At 38.5% G+C, this 19,162-nt stretch carries 18 protein-coding genes and 1 pseudogene; 15 read left to right on the plus strand and 4 right to left on the minus strand.

All coding sequences use genetic code 11. The features are described 5' to 3' along the window. Window positions 1-259: 259 nt before the first annotated feature. From uvrB to ACWIX0_RS03225, 4 genes and pseudogenes are all read right to left on the minus strand, one after another. Complete coding sequence (gene uvrB / locus ACWIX0_RS03210; RefSeq protein WP_454171894.1) at window positions 260-2,272, minus strand: excinuclease ABC subunit UvrB; 2,013 nt, start codon at window positions 2,270-2,272, stop codon at window positions 260-262. A 9-nt stretch (window positions 2,273-2,281) separates the two neighbouring features. Beyond that, complete coding sequence (locus ACWIX0_RS03215; protein ID WP_454171895.1) at window positions 2,282-3,058, minus strand: TdeIII family type II restriction endonuclease; 777 nt, start codon at window positions 3,056-3,058, stop codon at window positions 2,282-2,284. 6 nt (window positions 3,059-3,064) lie between these two features. Beyond that, entirely contained in the window at window positions 3,065-4,651 is a 1,587-nt protein-coding gene (locus ACWIX0_RS03220) for a DNA methyltransferase (protein ID WP_454171897.1), read from the minus strand. Window positions 4,652-4,721: 70 nt separating this feature from the next. After that, a pseudogene (locus ACWIX0_RS03225) lies at window positions 4,722-4,922 on the minus strand (DEAD/DEAH box helicase family protein); the annotation flags it as partial. Between the two features lie 92 nt (window positions 4,923-5,014). Here ACWIX0_RS03225 and ACWIX0_RS03230 point away from each other — a divergent pair. The 15 genes from ACWIX0_RS03230 (at window position 5,015) to ACWIX0_RS03300 (ending at window position 19,139) form a co-directional block, all read left to right on the plus strand. After that, on the plus strand, window positions 5,015-5,275 hold the full coding sequence (locus ACWIX0_RS03230; RefSeq protein ID WP_454171899.1) for a hypothetical protein: 261 nt from the start codon (window positions 5,015-5,017) through the stop codon (window positions 5,273-5,275). Between the two features lie 169 nt (window positions 5,276-5,444). Then, window positions 5,445-6,494, plus strand: coding sequence for a hypothetical protein (locus tag ACWIX0_RS03235; protein ID WP_454171901.1), 1,050 nt, complete (start codon window positions 5,445-5,447; stop codon window positions 6,492-6,494). A 16-nt stretch (window positions 6,495-6,510) separates the two neighbouring features. Further along, window positions 6,511-9,099, plus strand: a complete 2,589-nt coding sequence (gene priA / locus ACWIX0_RS03240; RefSeq protein ID WP_454171903.1) for a replication restart helicase PriA — start codon at window positions 6,511-6,513, stop codon at window positions 9,097-9,099. 128 nt (window positions 9,100-9,227) lie between these two features. Next, a complete protein-coding gene (ccoN, locus tag ACWIX0_RS03245) occupies window positions 9,228-10,697 on the plus strand; it encodes a cytochrome-c oxidase, cbb3-type subunit I (protein ID WP_454171904.1) in 1,470 nt (489 codons plus the stop codon). Between the two features lie 12 nt (window positions 10,698-10,709). Then, window positions 10,710-11,396, plus strand: coding sequence for a cytochrome-c oxidase, cbb3-type subunit II (ccoO, locus tag ACWIX0_RS03250; protein WP_454171906.1), 687 nt, complete (start codon window positions 10,710-10,712; stop codon window positions 11,394-11,396). A gap of 13 nt (window positions 11,397-11,409) precedes the next feature. Next, complete coding sequence (locus ACWIX0_RS03255; protein ID WP_454171908.1) at window positions 11,410-11,619, plus strand: cytochrome c oxidase, cbb3-type, CcoQ subunit; 210 nt, start codon at window positions 11,410-11,412, stop codon at window positions 11,617-11,619. Window positions 11,620-11,622: 3 nt separating this feature from the next. Further along, on the plus strand, window positions 11,623-12,498 hold the full coding sequence (gene ccoP / locus ACWIX0_RS03260) for a cytochrome-c oxidase, cbb3-type subunit III (protein ID WP_454171909.1): 876 nt from the start codon (window positions 11,623-11,625) through the stop codon (window positions 12,496-12,498). A 9-nt stretch (window positions 12,499-12,507) separates the two neighbouring features. Continuing rightward, on the plus strand, window positions 12,508-12,708 hold the full coding sequence (locus tag ACWIX0_RS03265; RefSeq protein ID WP_454171911.1) for a DUF4006 family protein: 201 nt from the start codon (window positions 12,508-12,510) through the stop codon (window positions 12,706-12,708). 126 nt (window positions 12,709-12,834) lie between these two features. Next, window positions 12,835-13,866, plus strand: coding sequence for a hypothetical protein (locus ACWIX0_RS03270; RefSeq protein WP_454171913.1), 1,032 nt, complete (start codon window positions 12,835-12,837; stop codon window positions 13,864-13,866). A 63-nt stretch (window positions 13,867-13,929) separates the two neighbouring features. After that, window positions 13,930-14,787, plus strand: coding sequence for a hypothetical protein (locus ACWIX0_RS03275; protein WP_454171915.1), 858 nt, complete (start codon window positions 13,930-13,932; stop codon window positions 14,785-14,787). A gap of 126 nt (window positions 14,788-14,913) precedes the next feature. Next, window positions 14,914-15,375, plus strand: a complete 462-nt coding sequence (locus ACWIX0_RS03280; protein ID WP_454171916.1) for a coiled-coil domain-containing protein — start codon at window positions 14,914-14,916, stop codon at window positions 15,373-15,375. Window positions 15,376-15,393: 18 nt separating this feature from the next. Continuing rightward, the gene (locus tag ACWIX0_RS03285; RefSeq protein WP_454171918.1) at window positions 15,394-15,771 is read left to right on the plus strand and encodes a type II secretion system protein; all 378 of its coding nucleotides are present in this window, start codon (window positions 15,394-15,396) and stop codon (window positions 15,769-15,771) included. Between the two features lie 82 nt (window positions 15,772-15,853). Further along, window positions 15,854-16,513: a hypothetical protein gene (locus ACWIX0_RS03290; RefSeq protein WP_454171919.1), complete on the plus strand. Its 660-nt coding sequence runs from the start codon at window positions 15,854-15,856 to the stop codon at window positions 16,511-16,513. A 22-nt stretch (window positions 16,514-16,535) separates the two neighbouring features. Then, the gene (locus ACWIX0_RS03295; RefSeq protein ID WP_454171921.1) at window positions 16,536-16,946 is read left to right on the plus strand and encodes a hypothetical protein; all 411 of its coding nucleotides are present in this window, start codon (window positions 16,536-16,538) and stop codon (window positions 16,944-16,946) included. A gap of 303 nt (window positions 16,947-17,249) precedes the next feature. Continuing rightward, window positions 17,250-19,139: a hypothetical protein gene (locus tag ACWIX0_RS03300; protein WP_454171923.1), complete on the plus strand. Its 1,890-nt coding sequence runs from the start codon at window positions 17,250-17,252 to the stop codon at window positions 19,137-19,139. Window positions 19,140-19,162 lie beyond the last annotated feature (23 nt).

Consider the following 19,162-nt stretch of genomic DNA (forward strand, 5'->3'; position numbering starts at 1 on the left):
ACCTTTGATTTCCCCTCCCTTGCAGGTTCGGCATTCTCTTGTTCCCCCTCCCTTGCGCTAGGGTGGCACAGGGGGTGGGTGAAATTTCGCCATTGCGAGATTTTGCATTACCAAATCAAAGCAATCCGAGCAAAAAACAATCCGTAATTGCGATAATCCACACCCCTCCCCCAATCGTAATTGCGAGAATCTGCACAAAGCGTAGATTCGTGGCAATCTATGCTTTGTCATAGTTTAAGCAAAATATCTACGCAATCTCTCACATCGCCTTAATCCTCGCAATCTCATCGCGTAGTCGTGCGGCTTCTTCAAATTCTAAATTTTTAGCGGCTTGTAGCATTTGTTTTTTTAGCTCTTTTATGATAGATTCTCGCTCGCTTTTGGGGATTTTTACGCCCTTTTTGCGCCCTGATTCATAGAGTTGGGATAGTCCGCTTGACTCAATCTTTAGCTCCTGCTCGACATTGCGTGAGACGCCCTTTGGCGTGATATTATGCGCTTTGTTGTAGGCTTCTTGCTTACCCCTGCGATAGTCTGTGATTTCAAACGCCCGCTTCATCGAGCCTGTGATAGTTAGCTTGCCATTTTTATCCTTGCTTGAATACAAAATCACCTTGCCCTCCACATTTCGCGCTGCCCGCCCCATCGTTTGGATAAGGCTTGTCTCACTGCGTAAAAACCCCTCTTTATCCGCGTCTAATATCGCAATTAAGCTAACTTCGGGCAAATCAAGCCCCTCGCGCAAAAGATTTATCCCCACAAGCACATCAAATTCGCCAAGCCGAAGGCTTCGTATCAAGTGGTTGCGCTCGATAGCGTCTATGTCGCTGTGCATATAGCGCGTTTTTATGCCTAACTCGCTGTAATATTTTGTCAGCTCTTCTGCCATTTTTTTGGTAAGCGTGGTAATCAAAACGCGCTGTTTTTTATCCACACGGATTTTGATTTCATCGAGCAAATCAAGCACTTGATTGCCACTATCGCGCACTTCATAAAGCGGGTCAAGCAGTCCTGTGGGGCGGATAATCTGCTCGGCGATATTTGCCCCGCTAAGCTCAATCTCAAGCTGTGCAGGGGTCGCAGAGACAAAGAGAAAATGCGGGGCTTTGTGGATAAATTCCTCAAACATTAGCGGGCGATTATCTAGCGCGCTAGGCAGGCGAAATCCATACTCCACAAGCACTTCTTTGCGACTTCTATCCCCCGCATACATTCCGCCAAATTGCGGCAGGCTCGCGTGGGACTCATCGACTATGACTAAATAGGGCTTATTTTTTTGCTCGAAATAATCTAGTAGGCAATAAGGCGTCTCCCCTGCCCTTTTCCCCGTGAGGTGTCTTGCGTAGTTTTCGATGCCTTTGCAAATGCCTGATTCGCGTATCATTTCTAAGTCAAACTCCGTGCGTCCTTTTAGTCGCTGGTATTCCACTTCTTTGCCCTGCGCTTTAAATTCTGAAAGCCGAGAATCGAGCTCCACTTCGATATTATGTATCGCCTCGCTTAGCCGATTTGCCCCGACTATAAATTGATTTGCCGCATACAGCACAAAGGAATCTAGCACTTTTAACTTTTGTCGCTCTATCGCCTCATACACCGCGATTTGCTCCACCTCATCGCCAAAAAACTCTATGCGGATAAACTCGCTCTCATTATACGCTGGGAAAATATCCACCACCTCCCCGCTCACGCGAAACTCCCCGCGCTCAAACGCCGTGTCATTGCGCGTGTAGCCCATATCGACAAGTTTGATGAGAAACTCTTTTTGGTTGCGCGACTCGCCTACCTCGATTTTTTCTATCATTGTGAGGTATTCAGCGGGGTTGCCTAGCCCGTAGTTCGCGCTCACACTCGCCACGACAATCACATCATCATAAGCGAGCAACGAAGTAGTCGCACTTAGTCGCAATCGCTCCAAATCGTCATTTATGCTCGAATCTTTTTCGATAAATAAGTCTCTGCGCGGAATGTAGGCTTCGGGCTGGTAATAATCAAAATGGCTTATGAAATACTCCACTTTATTGCGCGGGAAAAAGCCCTTAAACTCGCTGTAAAGCTGGGCTGCAAGGGTTTTGTTATGCGTCATTATGAGTGTTGGCATATTGAGTGTGGCGATGATATTTGCCATAGTGAATGTCTTGCCACTGCCTGTAACGCCTAGTAGCGTGGCATATCGCGCCCCTTGTGAGAAACTTTGTGTGATTTTGCTAATAGCTTGTGGCTGGTCGCCTGATGGGGAGTAGGTGGATTGTAGGTCAAAAATTTGTTTTGGCATTTATTATTCCTAGTTTGCATTAAATCTTTTGAAATACTCATCAATTTCATTGCGCATTTCACACCCCACTTCCTCAAAACATTGCAAAAGCAACTCATAGCTTCCATTTCCACCTAAAAAATCCCAAAATTCTCTTGCAACTTTTAGCTCATTTTCCAAATCTAGCATTCCAGCCATTGTCCAGCGTTGATATGGTTTTGGCTCATAAGGATTATAAGGAATAGCAATAAGGCTATAAAATTTTAGATTTTCATTTAAATGTTCTTTTGCGTATATTGCTACCCATTCTAAAAGTGTTCGTTTAAATTCTTTGAATCCGCCCTTATTTGGCTTTGCTGTCTTTATGTCTATTAGATAAACTTCATTGTCTTTTTGTAAAAATAAATCTATTTTTGTGGGCTTTACACTCGCATTCTCTCCGCTATTTACTGCTGATAAAATTCGTGCCATTTCATCTTGCTTATTTGGTTTTGATTTGCCACTTGCTAGGCTATCCATAATATCTTGGATTACTCTTTGTGCATCTTTTGTGATAGTGCTTCCTGCGATTGTTTGGCGTCTTGCAATATCAAATGTTGATTTTGCTAATTCCTCTGCCACAGGCTCAAAAATACTCGTGCCAAAGTTGGTATTTAGGCTTTGAATAAAACTATATAATGCCATTCTATCCTTACCTAAAAGTCGCGTGTGAAATGGCATATAAGCACTCTCTGGCTGATATGTGCTAAACTTTTGTTTTAACGCGTTTTGTAATCGTGCTTTGATTTGATTTTTAAGATTTTGCATTATTTTTCAAATTTCCTGCAATAAAAATATACTCTCACTATATTTGTTCTTGTCTTTTTCGCTACGATTTAGCACTGGGCGTTCATATCGCTTTATTATTTTCATATTTGCTAATTCTGCGATTTTTGGATAGAGATTAAATTTATCATTTGCCACTAAAAAAACTTTGTAGTTTTTAGCCAAAAACGGCTTAGCATTGTGCAAAACTAAAGCGATTTTTTGTGCGTATTTTTCTTGTGCGATTTTGCTTTGCCCTTCTTTTAGTGAGCCGATTTCACACTCATCTTTGCGTGAAAATCCAAAAATATCGTAGGCATAAGCGTGTTGCTCGTGATAATCAATAAGCCCAACATAAGGCGGCGAGCTAAAAATCCCTGCGATTTTTTGCTGTGCAATCAAATCTGCAAACTTTGAATCTAGATTCTTTACTTCGCCTAAAATATCGCAATTTGTAGAATCTGCATTTATGCAAAGTTGATGTGTTTGCGTTTTTAGCCCATTAAATTCTATCAAACGCTTTAATGTATCGTTTGCATAAGATTTCCACCATTTACATATACTAAAAAGTGGCTTACAGATTCTGCCGTGTTTGGCACAATAATAGCTTTGTGTAACGGGCGTATTTAGCGTGGCTAAATCACTATGCGTAGTCGCACGACAAGAGCGTGCCACACGGCTTAAAATAATGCGTAACATATCTTGCAATTCGCGTGGGGATTTTGCAATCTCATCTCTAATAAGCAAAATCTCATCTCTAATATGTGGCAAATACCATTTTTGCAAAAAATTGCCCTGTGAATCTGTGCGTAAATCAATGCTAAAATCTGCGATATATTTTTGAAAAATTGCCAAAAATTCGCGCTCTTTTTGCGCTCCATAGGTTTTTTCATCGATTTGTTTTAATGCGACTTTGCGTTTAAATTCTTTGCTTGGGAAATGGATTTGATTAAACGCGCTTAAAGCCTCATTTAGTGCGGATTCAAATGCTAAAATGTGGCTTTTGGCATTAAAAGATTCTAATATTTGCGTAAGCCTATCTATCTCTTTTTTTAATAACGCCAAATCGTAATTTTTGATTTTTGCGTTGCTAAGCATTGTATTAAAGCTAGAAATTTCAATGCCTAGCGCATTTATCCCTAGTTCGTTTGCTACAGCTAATGTCGTCCCGCTACCACAAAATGGGTCTAGCACAATATCGCCTTGCTGAAAAAACACTTCGTTTTTTAGCAAGTCAGTGTGCGAATCCAAAAAATACTCCACAAGTTGAGGGATAAATTTGCCTTTGTATGGGTGCAATCTATGGATATGCTTTGTCGTCTCTGCTTCTTTGTAGCGTGAAAAAGAAAGTGGGTGAGAGAGTTCATTTTTAGATTTTAATAGCGTATCATAATAAGATTTTAGCTCATTTTTATCAATCAAATTTTCCTTTGGATTTTGGGCATGATTGGCGATTTTTCCATAATTGATAAGATAGATAATATTATTGCTCGTTACATTTTTACCAAGATACTCGCTTGCCCAACGCGCCGCATTTTTGGGTGTGAAAATATGCTTAGAATCAAATAAATCTAATGGTGTTTGTGAATGTAGCATAATCTTGCCTTATGTAAAATATTTTGCGGATTATATCATTTTTTTGTGTATTTTTTTGGGGTTTGTATTGCGTGAAATTATGCGTCATTATGAGTGTTGGCATATTGAGTGTGGCGATGATATTTGCCATAGTGAATGTCTTGCCACTGCCTGTAACGCCTAGTAGCGTGGCATATCGATTGCCTTGCGCGAAACTTTGCGTAATTTTGCGTATCGCTTGTGGCTGGTCGCCTGATGGGGAGTAGGGCGATATGAGGTGAAATTGCGACATTTTATAATCCTAATCTTATGAGATTTGCAAATTTTTGCGATACAATTATATTCAAACTCTTAATGCTTTTAAAATTATTTTAAGGAAAAACAATGTCTTTGATACAGAATCTGGAGGCAAAAATAGATTCTATCTTGCAAAGCTATGAGGAACAAATAAGCGAGATAAACGCGCTAAAATCTAAAATCAAAAGCCTAGAATCACTCTCGCAACAAAAAGATTTGCAAATATCTGGGCTATATGAGGAAATAGCCCAACGAGATAAGGCACTAGAATCGCTGTATAATAAAATCAATGATAAAATCCCTAGCGTGCCAAATGAAAATACACAAAATCAAACTACGCCAAAATAATACTAACATAATCTAAAATCTAAATCAAAAATTGTATTACAGCAAATGTAACATCTAAGTCGCGCTCGTGTCGCGCTAAAAAGGATTGATATGAGATTTTGCAATGCAAAGATTGAATGCAAAACTTGCATAACACATCATTACAAATCATTGCAAAAAGGCTTTTGTAATGCCAAAATCTAGCCCGACTAACGAGTGGGAGAAAAGGCATAAGCCTATCGATAAACAGCTAGAATCTAGCGCGGATAATGGACTGCCAAAAGGTGTCGATGAACAGCTAGAAATCAACATTTCTGGGCGTAAATTTAGCATTTCTCTAAAAGGCTTTGAGCCAAATGCCATAACAGAAATCAAAGAATTGCTACAATCAAAAAACTTAGATTTGCTAGATTTGATACGAGCGTATCTAAACTCTGTGCAATCTAAATGCGAGCTAGAATCCAAGATAGAATCTATCCATCAAAGGCTTAGCCACACGCTAGCACAGACTTCTATCCAAAGCACATTTACACTAGATAAAATCACAAAGCAAGATAATTTGGTAGATTCTCAAAATGATAATCTTAGCGATTTTTCAAGCCATAGTAGCGAGGATTATGACGCGTTTGGAGAATTTGGCGGGTTTGGAGAGTTTGGGGCACTAGGTGGGATAAACCTACATCATAGGCGCGAGATAGATGAACTCATAAGCGAGGAGGAGCTAGATAGGATAATGGCACAAAAAGAAAATGAATATACAGATGATATAGATGAAAATAAGCAACCAAACAATGATAATAACGCAGATACTACGCATAACAAGACACAACAAACAAGCGATGAAACAAAATCTAGCGACACAGAATCTAGCAAATCCATATCTAGTGAGGCAAAATCTAGCAAGACACAAAACGATGAAAAACCCACGCAAAAAACAGCACAAGAGGGGGTAGATTTTGCTAGATTAAACCAAGCGCAATTTGATTTGGGGGATTTTTATACGCAGATTTTGGATACAAATCAAAACCAAACAACGCCAAATGAGCAAAACAATACGCAATCAAAAACACATACAAAAACTCCGTCTAATTTTGATTTTTTGTCTGATAGCGCGACATTGCACCCCGTATCACGCCCTAAGAAAAAAAAACTCGATACTACCAAGCAAGGTTTAACTTCTAGCCTAGATTCTGGCGTAAAATCGCGCTTTGGTGCTATCACAAAGTTTTTTAAATCCTAATGTTTTGGCAAGGGCAATGACTTATTATCTTATCTCGCCATTTGGTGTGAAATCCCCACCTTTTACTTACAAGGCAAAATCTAATTATGAAAAAGGGGCTCTTGTAGAGATTGACTTGAGAGAAAAAAAAATGCTAGGCGTGGTGCTAGCCGTGGTGGCAAAACCTAGCTTTGAATGCAAAGAAGTGGTGGGGCAAAAGGGGTATTTTGATAGTAGGCAAGTGGAGTTGGCAGAATTTGTGGCGTATTATTATTATGGGGGGATTGGGGAGGCGTATAATCTAATGCAACCGCATTATTTTAGCGATGGCAATTTTAGCAATTCGTCTTTGGGCAATCATTGCATAGATTCGCTAGATTTTGAGGGTTCGCAGACACTCAAGTCTAGCTCACCCCCAAAATCTAGCGAAAACTCCACAAGCACCACCTCAAATACTAGAATTGTGGCGAAAAATGGTGGAAAAGATTTTAGAGAAAACAATAATTCTCCCTCCATTGCGGAGGGGGCTAGGGGGAGGGTAGAATCCTCTTTAGAATCTAGCCTAGATTCTAACACCAAATCGTCATTGCTAAACTTGCCAAGCGCAAGTCGTGGCAATCCACAAACAAAAATTTATCATATTGAGGTAGCGCAAGCAAGCGTATCTCAATCACAGCTTAAAAATAGAGATATTTCGCTAACGCTCAATATGACAAATAACGCACAATGCGCAAAATCCGACAAAAATGACGCGAAAATAGATTGCCACGCCCAACAAGTTGGACTCGCAATGACGGAGTTGGCGAATGATTACCACGAATTTGCAACTTTTGTTCAGGTTGCAAATTCTAGCAATGACGGCGCAAAAAATATCCTAGAATCTAACAATGACAACACCGCTTGCCATACTGAAGTTTTTATGCCAAAAGTATCAAAAAATCCATATTTTTTCAACCTAAATCCTCTTAGCGATGCCCAAAAAAGCGCGTTAGATTTTGTAAGTGATAAGCCTATAAGCCTGCTTTTTGGCGATACGGGCAGTGGCAAAAGTGAAATCTATTTCCACCTCATCGCCTCTATGCTAAATCAAGGAAAGAGCGCACTTTTTTTAATGCCTGAAATCTCGCTAACGCCACAGATAGAAAGCAGGCTTAAAAACGCATTTGGAAATTTGGTTGGAATCTGGCATTCAAAAGTAAGCCAAAAATCCAAAAAAGAGATTTTAGCTAAATTAGAATCTAGCGAGCTAAAAATCATCGCAGGAGCGCGCTCTGCGCTTTTTTTGCCACTGCAAAATCTAGGGCTTATAATCATTGATGAAGAGCACGATGATGCGTATAAATCATTTCAAAATCCGCGATATAATGCCCGCGATTGCGCGATGTATCTCGTCAAAAAATGTGGCATACAAGTAGCTCTAGGTTCAGCTACCCCAAGCCTAACAACCTACTATCTAGCAAAAAAAGGTGGCTATCTCTACCGCTTAAAAGGGGTGTTTTTTGAAAATGCAACAAAACAATATATGTTTGAAAATTCCCCCACAAGCCTAACAAGCAATCTTTTTTCCCACATAAAATCCACCATAAAATCCAAAAAACAAGCAATCATTTTTGTGCCTACAAGGGCAAATTTTAAGGCATTATTATGCCAAGAATGCGGATATGGATTTGCCTGTCCATTTTGCAGTGTAAATATGAGCTTGCATATCAAAAAAAACTGCCTTGTTTGCCATTATTGTGGCTATGCACAAATAATCCCAAAATCTTGCCCTAAATGCAGTAGTCAGCACCTAGCCACCAAGCGAGTAGGCACACAACAAATCGCAGATGAATTGCAAAATGCCTTTGTAGAATCCAAAAAAGCAGGCGAAATATTTAATAATGTAAAAATAGGGATTTTTGACAAAGACCATATCACTACAAGTAGTAAGCTAAACACAACACTAAAATCGTTTAAAAACGGCGAAATCGACATACTTGTCGGCACGCAAATGCTTTCAAAAGGACACGATTATCATAATGTCGAGCTAGCGGTGGTGTTAGGGATTGACTATGTGCTAAATGGAGGGGATTTTAGAAGCTTTGAGCGGGGGATTTCACTACTTCATCAAATCGCTGGGAGAGCGGGGCGAAAAAGCAGCGGCAAGGTATTTATCCAAAGTTTGCAAACACAATGGATAAAAGGATTTTTGGGGGATTATGAGGAATTTTTGGAATGGGAGGAAAAAAGACGGAGCAAAAACTACCCGCCGTTTAAAAAACTTGTGATGATTCATTGCGCTCATAAACGACAAGAAAAAGCAAAAGAGCAAATGCAAGAAATGTTGCCCATACTAAAAACACAAAAAAAGATTCATATCATCGGCTATGGTAGCAATGCTATCGAGCGCATAGCTGGCAAATGGAGGTTTCATATACTGCTAAATGGCGACAAAATCAGTGATATATTAGAAGCACTAAATGCCCTGCAAAATCAAGCAAAAATCCATAATGACAAACCACAAAAATGGGTAAAATCTACACAAAAATCTAACCAAGATTCACAAAACAAAAACACTCATTCTCAAAAAGCCCTTGTTATCGACAAAAGACTTGAAGTTGATATTGATTGTTTGGATACTTTGTAAAAAATCTAGCTAAATCTATTTGCAAAATATAGCCTATTTTGAAAAAAATCAAAAAATTTAAGGATACAAAAACCAAAAAAAGGTTAGAATAGCCTTGATTTATATTTCTTAGGAGAAAAGGAGAGTAAATGCAAGACAATGCAGCAACTTTAGAATATGATTATTCTATCGCAAAATTGTTTTTGTTCTCAACGCTTGCATTCGGGTTTATCGGTATGCTTATCGGCGTTGTTTTGGCGTTTCAGCTGGCGTTCCCTGATTTAAACTATATCGCTGGCGAGTATGGAATCTTTGGACGACTTCGACCACTTCACACAAACGGAATCATTTATGGTTTCACTCTTAGCGGGATTTGGGCTGCGTGGTATTATTTGGGGCAAAGAGTGCTAAAAATCACCTACCACCAACACCCACTTCTAAAATTCATAGGCTTAGCGCATTTTTGGATTTATATCGTGCTTATGCTTGCAGCAGTGATTTTGCTTTTTGCAGGCTTTACACAATCAAAAGAATACGCTGAACTTCCTTGGATTTTGGACTTGGTAGTCGTAGTCGTATGGGTGCTATGGGGTGCGAGTATGTTTGGCTCTATGGGCGTTAGACGCGAAAATGTGATTTACATTTCGCTATGGTATTTTATGGCGACTTTTACTGCGATTGCCGTGCTATTTATTTTTAACAACCTTGCGATTCCTACTTATCTTGTCGCTAACACAGGGAGTGTCTTGCATTCTATCTCACTATATGCTGGTAGTAATGACGCCCTTATCCAATGGTGGTGGGGACACAATGCTGTGGCATTTGTCTTTACTTCTGGGGTTATCGGCGTGATTTATTACTTTTTGCCAAAAGAATCTGGGCAAAGCGTATTTTCTTACAAACTCACGCTATTTTCGTTTTGGAGCTTGATGTTTATTTACATTTGGGCTGGCGGACACCATGTCATCTACTCTACCGTGCCTGATTGGGTGCAAACTCTTGGTTCAGTATTTTCCGTGATTTTGATTTTGCCCTCTTGGGGGACTGCGGTAAATATGCTTCTCACAATGCGCGGGCAATGGCATCAACTAAAAGAATCCCCGCTTATTAAGTTTTTGATTTTGGCTTCGACATTTTATATGCTCTCCACTCTAGAAGGACCGATTCAATCTATCAAATCTGTCAATGCGCTAGCACACTTTACCGATTGGATTGTAGGGCATGTCCACGATGGCGTGCTAGGCTGGGTAGGATTTACGCTCATTGCGGCGTGTTATCATATGTTGCCTAGAATGTTTAAGCGCGAAATCTACTCTAGAAAGATTATGGATATACAATTTTGGATTATGACTATTGGGATTGTATTTTACTTCTCTAGTATGTGGATTGCGGGTATCACACAAGGTATGATGTGGAGAGATATGGACCAATACGGAAATCTAGCATATCAATTTATCGACACTGTTAGCGTGCTATTCCCATATTATCTTATCCGTGCGATTGGCGGGACATTGTATTTGGTAGGCTTTATAATGTTTATTTACAATGCCATAATGACAATGACTGCAGCAAAAGAACTAGAGAGTGAGCCAAAATCTGCCTCACCTATGGCTGCTTAAAAGGAGGTAACAATGTTTAGTTGGTTAGAAAAAAATCCTTTCTTTTTCACAGTGGCGTTTTTGGTAGTGTTTTCTATCGCAGGGCTTGTAGAGATTTTGCCAGATTTTTCTAAGTCATCTCGCCCTATTGATGGGCTAAAGCCATATAGTTTGCTAGAGACTGCGGGTAGGCAAGTGTATATGAAAGAGGGTTGCTATAATTGCCACTCCCAGCTTATCCGTCCTTTTCAGTCTGAAACTGATAGATATGGTATGGCAAGTATTAGCGGTGAATATGCTTATGATAGACCATTTTTGTGGGGCTCTAAGCGGACAGGACCAGACTTGCATAGGATAGGGGATTCTCGCTCCACAGATTGGCACGAAAATCATATGTTTGACCCAAAAAGTGTCGTCCCAGCTTCTATTATGCCTGCATATAAACATCTCTATGATAAAAATGTAGATTTTGAGACAGCGTATGCAGAAGCAATCACTCAAATGAAAGTCTTTGATGTGCCTTATAACACTCAAGGTGGCGTATCTATCGGCAAAAATATCGAAGAAGCAAAAGAAATCTATCTAAAAGAAGCAGAAGCACTTGTCGAAGATATGAAAAGTCAAGACATTAAAGACTATTTAGAAAAAGGCGAAGTCAAAGAAATCGTAGCACTAATCGCCTATCTAAATAGTCTAGGGCAAAGCAGACGAACAAAATAAAAAGGAAAGAGGTATGACAGCTCAACATATCGAATACATAAGAGTTGGTGCGTATTTTGTCGTTACCATACTTTTGATTATATTTTTGTATTCGTATGCGATTTCTATGTGGCGCAGACAAAAAAATGGTATCCGCGACTATGAAAAATACGGCGATTTGGCTATCAATGATAGTCTAAATGATGAGCTAGTCGAACCTCGCACAACATCAAAAAAGGAGTAGGCAATGAATTGGTCAAATGACAGCGTCATTAAAATCACCCTTTTGGGTGCAGTGGTAATCTTGTTGATTACGATTTATGTGGTGGGCTTTTATTTCAAAAAAATGAAAGACGCAAAAGCAGAAGGAGAGCTAACAGAGCATTATTGGGATGGTATCGGCGAATTTAAAAACGACATTCCTGTGGGCTGGGTGCTTATCTTTATGGGGCTTATTGTGTGGGGACTTTGGTATATTTTTGTAGGCTATCCATTAGGCACTTTTTCTCAAATCGGGCAATACAATGAAGAAGTCCAAAGCAATAATGCAATATTTGAACAAAAATGGCAGGGGCTTAGTCAAAGCGAAAAAGTGGCTATGGGTGAAGGACTTTTTTTGGTGCAATGCTCTCAATGCCACGGAATCAACGCTGAAGGAATGGATGGCAAAGCACAAGATTTGCGCTCTTGGGGCAAAGAAGAGGGGATCATAAAAGTCATCACAGAGGGAAGTAAAGGGCTAAATTATGCAGGTGGAGAGATGACTCCTGGCTTGCTAGAAGATGAAAACGAAAAGCGACAAGTCGCTGCCTATGTGATGCAGACTTTTTCTCCTGCTCAAGCTACCAAATATTCTCAAGAAGATGTCGAAGCAGGTAAAGCTGTATATGAAATGATTTGCGTAACTTGCCACGGCGAAGATGGCAAGGGCAATGGCTCAGAAATCGAGGGCTTTGCTGCGGACTTGACAGAATATGGCAATTATGAGTTTGTCAAACATATCTTAAGAGATGGCAAAAAAGGCTTTATTGGCAAAATGCCATCATTTAGCTATGCAAACTTTAATGACATTCAAATCCAAGCACTTGCTGCATATATCAACTCACTCAAAGTGCGAGACTAAGGAGGCAATATGAATGGTTTATTTGGTATAAATGGACTTTTTGGGTTTCTTGTGGCTGTGGTGCTTGTAGTGGTGCTAGCGATTTGCTTTGGTGTGGCAGCAGCTACGATTCAGAGCGAAAACGCTACAAACTACTATATCATCAAAGATAGTGGAAATATCGAAGCGCAAAGCGCGGACAACAAAGACCACTTTGAAGATGCAAAATAAGGAGATAAAATGCTAACAACGCTAGAAAAATTACTCGGACTTATGATAGTTGTCTTGGCTCTTGCTTCTATTGCGATTGTGTTTATCCCTGATGGATTTTTGCACCTCGTGTAAGGGGAGCGACTTTTGCGCAGATTTGGCAAAGTGATTTTAGGCAAAATCAGCACGATAAATCATCAAAATGCTGATTTTGCAAATGTGTTGCTTGAAGTCTTAAAACACGGCATCTTGCCTAAAGGCTATCATTTTTTTTGCCAAAATCTAACACAAAACTTAAAAAGGATTTTTGTTTTATATTTGTTAGCTAGTTTTGCAATTTTTATAAATACCGCGCTTGCTTCACAGGAGCATTTAAAAACCTCTCCTTGCTTGAATAATAACTTAAATAATAGCTCAAATAACGACTCAAATGAAAAGCTAAATGATGGATTTAAAAAAACAAAATCCTCCAAAAATACTACCCAAAATACCCATAATTTAGATTCATTTTTGCTTCATAGCATTACTCCAAATTCTACATACATATTTGGAAATTCAAAAAATATCATTGTCCCAAAATCTAAAGATTTTATATCCACACTCGCAAGCGAAGTATTTAGCAAAAGCGGAATCAAACTCTTTGTAGATGTCATCGATGAAATCGCTATCCCCTCTTGCTTCCCAACCAAACAATCCCGCAGAGAATACCAAGCCCAAGTCATATCTAAGCTAAACGCCCCTTATGTGATTATTTTTCTTTTTGTCCAAGAACACAAAATAGAGATTTTATCAAGCCCCAATTTGCACTATATCTCAAACTCTAGCGATGCCTCAACGCACGCTAAAAACATAAATACCCCCCAAGAATCACAAAAAAACACAAAAGAATTTCTTAGCCCAAAAACGCTAGATTCTATCTTTTTTGATTATATGGCACCACTTTTGCCACACAAAGAGGAGGATTTCACGCCAAACCGCATTTCTGGCGTGATATTAAACGGCTATGCAGAAATTGCTGATAGAATTGCAGATGCGTATCAATTCAAGCTAGAAAATAACTTCCCACGCGATGAGGAGGGGGTTAGAAATTATGTGAAGTTTATTTTGTATGTGATGCTTTTTATTCTTTTGGGACTTTTTGCTTTTGCCTACTTTCCTAGAAAAACAAAAACTACCTAAACTATAAAAGCAAAATCCATAAACGCCAAAATCCAAAAAAAAGACAAGTATAAAAGGACAAATATGCCAAAATCGCTAGATTCTGCAAATGACAATTCTAATAAAACGGCACAGCAGGCAAACACGCAAAAATCTAAAAAACCCACACAGCCAAAAAATCTCTGGCCCTATGGAATCTTGCTAGTGATTTTGCTAGGTGTAGTGCTTATTAGCGTGTCTATCCGTATTTCCGTGCAAAATCCCGTTGTTGATGATGTGCCATTTTTTATCAAGCACGATGATATGGATTTTGCTATAAATGACTTGCTAGAATCCACTAAGGCATTAGAGGATAATTTTGATTTTTTTATACAGGCAAATACCACACCTACAAATGATAAATCCCTACGTCCATACTCGCCATATATGCGCCCACCCCATAGAGACAAACCCACTAATGACACCAAAACCACCCTGCATACAAAGTCGTTAAACACGCTATTTTTGCGCGTGATTAGCAAAAAAGAAATTCCACAGGATTTGCACATAGAGGCATTTATCCAAAAAATTGGCAATCTTTATGAACAAGAGATTTTTATTTACAATCCTAAAGACAACTCTTATACCTCTGCTAAACCTAGCAAAAAAGGCGCGCAAATCGCCATTGGCGAGCTAGTAAAACAACACACGCAAGATACGCAATCAAAAACCTCAAAAAACACAAAAGAATCAAAAGAAGTAGATTTTATCTATGCTAGCCCGTTTTTTATGCTAGAGCTAGAGGGGAGATGGATAGTATCTTTGCAGATAAGCGACAAGCGCGCAAAGCAACACAACAAGGCACAAAATAACGATGATCCTCGCAAAGTCGTAGTGCTTGAAAAGGAATTTTTTGCCCTGCCAAATATGAGTGAAACGACAAAACAAAATCCAATTAAATAAGTCGCTAAAATATTTTCATAAATCAAAAATGACAAACAAGGCACAAGATTTTGGATATAATAAACCACTTTTTGCGACATTGCAAAACATTTGATAACTTGCGACTTAATCAAATAAAGGACATAAATGGTAGAAGAACTAACAAAAGATGAAGTCAATACATTTTTTATCCAAGCATTTGGAGAAGAAAAAGCAAACATTGCTCAAAAAGCGTTTGAAGCTAGTTTTAGCCTAAATTCTAGGCGACTAAAACAACAAGTGATTGATGAGATAAAACACGAAATCGTAAGCAAAGATTTACTCCAAGCGGAGTTTAAAGCCAATCAAGCCCAAATGCGACAAGAAATGGCGGAAATCAAGGCAGAATTAAAGCAAGATATTGCAGATTTGAGGGCAGAATTTAAGCAAGATATTACGGATTTGAGAGCAGAATTTAAGCAAGAAATAGCAGAAGTCAAGCAAGAAGTATCGGGCGTCAAAGCAGAATTAAAGCACGAAATCGCAGAGGTAAAAATAAATATCATAAAATGGGTAGTTGGTATTCAGGTAGCCACTGCTGGTGTGCTAATCGCTGTTATCAAATTTTAATTTAAGGCATATATAAAAATGATACAAAAACTACAAAAACCAACTATGCCTAAGCAAAAACACCTATTGATAAATCCCCACAAACAATGCAAGGCAAGTTACTCACACAATGCGTTTGCATTGCTTGAAGTGGTATTTGTGGTGCTGATTTTGGGAATGGCGTTTGGGATTTTGGGTAGATTTTATTATGCAAGGACGCAAAGCCAAGAGCTAACTAAAAATGTAGAACAAGTAGAGCAAATACAACAAGAAAAAATCTTATCCGAGCTAGAATCCAAAATCTCCCCCAAATCCCATAAAATCATCGGCACAAATGGAGAGTTTTGCGAGGGGACAATGTTTGAAAGCGCAAAGCAGGGATTTAAGCTATTTAAACCTCAAAACTGCGAGCAATAAGCAAAACAAAAAATAAGCATAAATCTTTGCAAACTGCAAACTATCTCCCTTTACAAAAAATAAAAAACGATAAAAACACACAATGCTACACTCACACCATTTACAAAAACCACAGATTCCATATTTGCAAAATCTAAAACCCCACCAAACTACAAAATCTAGCCAGCCCTACCCACACGACAAAAACCCCAAGCAACGCATAAAATCCACGCATAACAAACCCAAAACACCTAGCTTCAAAAACGCATTTATTTTGCTTGATTTTGTGCTAGCGATAGGGATTTTATCACTCATTGTCATAGTCCTTAGCCAATCCACGCTTTATTTTCAGCGACATAGCCTTAGCAAATCCACCAAACAATTAAAAAATTTAGAAGCAAATAATGCCATTGATATAGTCCGAAATCTAGTCGAAATAGAGCCTAGCATAGATTTTAGCCACGACACACTAAGACTTCCTAATCATACTATTAGGCTAGATTCTAACAATCTTTTGCTTGATGATAGCCCTATATTGCGCGGGGTAAGCAGGTTTTTTATCACTACGACAAATAATGATAGTTTTAGTATTTTGCTATGTGTTTTTGAAAATGCCAACAAACAATCCTGCATAAATAGAGCGGGATTTTTATCCAAACCAGCAAATAACATAAATAGCACAAATCAAAATCCAACTTCAAACCAAAAAACTTCAAATCCCATTTTGCCCCCTACAAATATCACACAAAATCTTGCAAACTAAATATCGCCCTAAAAAATCGCCTATGAAAGCATATATCCGCTCCAAAAAACCATCTAGCAAAAAGGCTTTTGGGCTTATTTATGCGACAATGTTTTTAGTCATCGTTGGGTTATTTTTAGCAAGCATTCGCACTAGTAGTGGAGTTAGCCTAGATAGGATTACAAACTCTCATTTAAGGTTTCAATCTAGCCTGTATCTGCGCAGTTTGGAGGATATTGCGCTTATTTGTGCTAATAAGCCACATTTTCATCAAGGGCGATTTGATTTTGGTAATGGATATGTGGGGGGATTTGCCTTGCAAACACAAAATATAGGGGCAGATACATCGACAAAAGCATATCTTTATGTCGAGGCAAAAAATCTACGCACAGGGCAAATCCTGCGTAGCACCAAAGAAGTGTATTTGCCAAACTCAAATACACCAAATAAATAAAATCAAATACGATGAAGCAGGATTCACAAAATCCACAAAAATTATACAAACGCCATAAAAACAGACAGATTTCATACAAATCAAAATGTGTTTTTTTAGAAATAAATCCTCTATTTCACCTAAAATCATATAAATAATAAACAAAAATAATGTTTCTAAATAGAGAAAATTTTGCTTTTAATCACAAAAATATAAGATACAATATAGTTTTTTTAATCTAAAAAGTTCGCATAAAAAATGCGAAAATGCAAAAAATGAGTGAAAATGCTTATATATAATCAACATCTTACGCAAGGAAACATAATGAAACACATAATGCAAACAACACAACAAACAAAGGCAATAACAATAATGCCAAAAGATTTTTTGACAAATCAGCCAAAAAACTCGCAACACAAAAATCGCTTTCAACGACAAATGCTTAAACTAGCCTGTGTAGTAGCAATAGCATTTACCACATATCTAAATGCCCAAAACACAGATATACAAAACCTACAAGAAGCACAAGATACCGACAAAAAAGCCACAAAAGATTCTAGCAGACTTGGAATCTGTGGCAAAAAAGATTTGCTAGATAACATAAGGACTAATATCAAAAATAACCTTATGCAGCTAAAAGTAGCCAATTTGCTAGAAAATGGCTACGCACCTTTGCCAAGCGGAGATGAGCTAAAAATCAAGCGACTAAAAACAACCAAAATGGGCTGTGAGCTAAATAGCTACGCTGAAGTGGCACAATGCCTCCATAGCAAAATCAAAGATGAGAATCTAAAAGCAGAATTTGGGACATTTGCCAAAAGGCTTCACAAGGCAAATATATCATTTGATATTGAAAAAATGGACATAATGCTTTGCTCGGTGCGAGGTATCACGCTTGCGTTTGATAGCGGGGATAAAGTCAAATACACCACGACAGACATAGGCTACATACCTAAAGTGTTTAATGACAAATCCCTAGAGCTAATAGCATTTGGACTAAAAGAGCAAATCTTTCATCTAAATTCTAACTTTGTCCCGCTAGCGAGTATGCTAGCGGATATAGATAGCTATTATAATGGCAGAGGGCTAGTGATAAATAATTCCCTAAAAGGTGGTTGCCCAAATGGTGCTTATACTTTCACAATAAATAAAGACAAATTATCAAAAGCATATAATTGTGCTGGAGGGGTTTTTAGAAATGGTGTAGAAAAAGAAATCACAAAAGAAAAAACAAAAAATGTCGAAAAAGAAAATGTCATAATCGTGCATTATTCCCAAAACAATGGCGTGCTGATAAAGAAAAAATACGCGCTTAGCAAGTATATCGATGAGCAAGAATATAACGCCGTAGGACAAAATACAAATCTCTATGCCAAAGCCTATCAAAAAGCTGTCCAAAAAATCAAAGCACCCACCCCAAATAAAGCACAAAAAGATTTAGAAAAATTTAAAGAGCAGGCATTGAGTGGGTTTGACCCGAGCAATGTCGCTCAAAACACGCTAGAAAAAGTCATCGATGAGGAATGGCAAGCCTACCAAGAAGTCCAAAGCTACAACGCAGGAAAAACCAAAAATGCCCCCGATAATGACACACAAAAAAAAGCAAAATCCTACCAACAAAAAGAGGAAAAATACCAAAAACAGCTAGCCCAAATGATGAAAATCTCAAAAGAATGGAATGATAAAGTCCTAGACTACAAACAAAAACTAGAAGAGGAAACCAAAAAAGAATACCAAAAAATGCTAGAGTCCTACCAAAAGCCAAGATTAGACACAGAGGAGCAGATTTTAGCATTTATCAAAAAAGAAAAAATCGAGCCTATTTATGAGAGTGTTGAAACGGAGGATTTAAAAATCGTTGATGGGGAGGATTTTTATACCAAGTGCGTGCCGATAGAGGAAACCTGCAATGCGAAATTTAAAACAGGCTGCAAAATCATCGGCAAAAAATGCGGTGTGGTATGGAATAATAACGCTCCAAGAAAAGGCACAGGCGATGAGCATAAGACAACATATAAAGAGCTGATTGACAAAAGCCACTACAAAGAAGCAATAAATGCCAAGCTAGACACCCTAAAACCAGCACAAGAATCTAAACCAAAAGAAAAAGATACAAACCAAGAAGCAAAAACAAGAAAATCTAAAGATTCTAAAGAATCTGCGCCCGCTACGCAGGAGCAGATATTGCAACCCATCGATATTTTGAGATTTTAGATTTTGGTAGTTTTGGTGGGATT

It is taken from the genome of Helicobacter sp. T3_23-1059, from assembly GCF_053654515.1.

Excerpts from the sequence above, each read along its gene's own strand:
- uvrB (WP_454171894.1), bottom strand. The coding sequence starts at position 2,272 with ATGCCAAAACAAATTTTTGACCTACAATCCACCTACTCCCCATCAGGC.
- ACWIX0_RS03215 (WP_454171895.1), bottom strand. The coding sequence starts at position 3,058 with ATGCAAAATCTTAAAAATCAAATCAAAGCACGATTACAAAACGCGTTA.
- ACWIX0_RS03220 (WP_454171897.1), bottom strand. The coding sequence starts at position 4,651 with ATGCTACATTCACAAACACCATTAGATTTATTTGATTCTAAGCATATT.
- ACWIX0_RS03230 (WP_454171899.1), top strand. The coding sequence starts at position 5,015 with ATGTCTTTGATACAGAATCTGGAGGCAAAAATAGATTCTATCTTGCAA.
- ACWIX0_RS03235 (WP_454171901.1), top strand. The coding sequence starts at position 5,445 with ATGCCAAAATCTAGCCCGACTAACGAGTGGGAGAAAAGGCATAAGCCT.
- priA (WP_454171903.1), top strand. The coding sequence starts at position 6,511 with ATGACTTATTATCTTATCTCGCCATTTGGTGTGAAATCCCCACCTTTT.
- ccoN (WP_454171904.1), top strand. The coding sequence starts at position 9,228 with ATGCAAGACAATGCAGCAACTTTAGAATATGATTATTCTATCGCAAAA.
- ccoO (WP_454171906.1), top strand. The coding sequence starts at position 10,710 with ATGTTTAGTTGGTTAGAAAAAAATCCTTTCTTTTTCACAGTGGCGTTT.
- ACWIX0_RS03255 (WP_454171908.1), top strand. The coding sequence starts at position 11,410 with ATGACAGCTCAACATATCGAATACATAAGAGTTGGTGCGTATTTTGTC.
- ccoP (WP_454171909.1), top strand. The coding sequence starts at position 11,623 with ATGAATTGGTCAAATGACAGCGTCATTAAAATCACCCTTTTGGGTGCA.
- ACWIX0_RS03265 (WP_454171911.1), top strand. The coding sequence starts at position 12,508 with ATGAATGGTTTATTTGGTATAAATGGACTTTTTGGGTTTCTTGTGGCT.
- ACWIX0_RS03275 (WP_454171915.1), top strand. The coding sequence starts at position 13,930 with ATGCCAAAATCGCTAGATTCTGCAAATGACAATTCTAATAAAACGGCA.
- ACWIX0_RS03280 (WP_454171916.1), top strand. The coding sequence starts at position 14,914 with ATGGTAGAAGAACTAACAAAAGATGAAGTCAATACATTTTTTATCCAA.
- ACWIX0_RS03285 (WP_454171918.1), top strand. The coding sequence starts at position 15,394 with ATGATACAAAAACTACAAAAACCAACTATGCCTAAGCAAAAACACCTA.
- ACWIX0_RS03290 (WP_454171919.1), top strand. The coding sequence starts at position 15,854 with ATGCTACACTCACACCATTTACAAAAACCACAGATTCCATATTTGCAA.
- ACWIX0_RS03295 (WP_454171921.1), top strand. The coding sequence starts at position 16,536 with ATGAAAGCATATATCCGCTCCAAAAAACCATCTAGCAAAAAGGCTTTT.
- ACWIX0_RS03300 (WP_454171923.1), top strand. The coding sequence starts at position 17,250 with ATGAAACACATAATGCAAACAACACAACAAACAAAGGCAATAACAATA.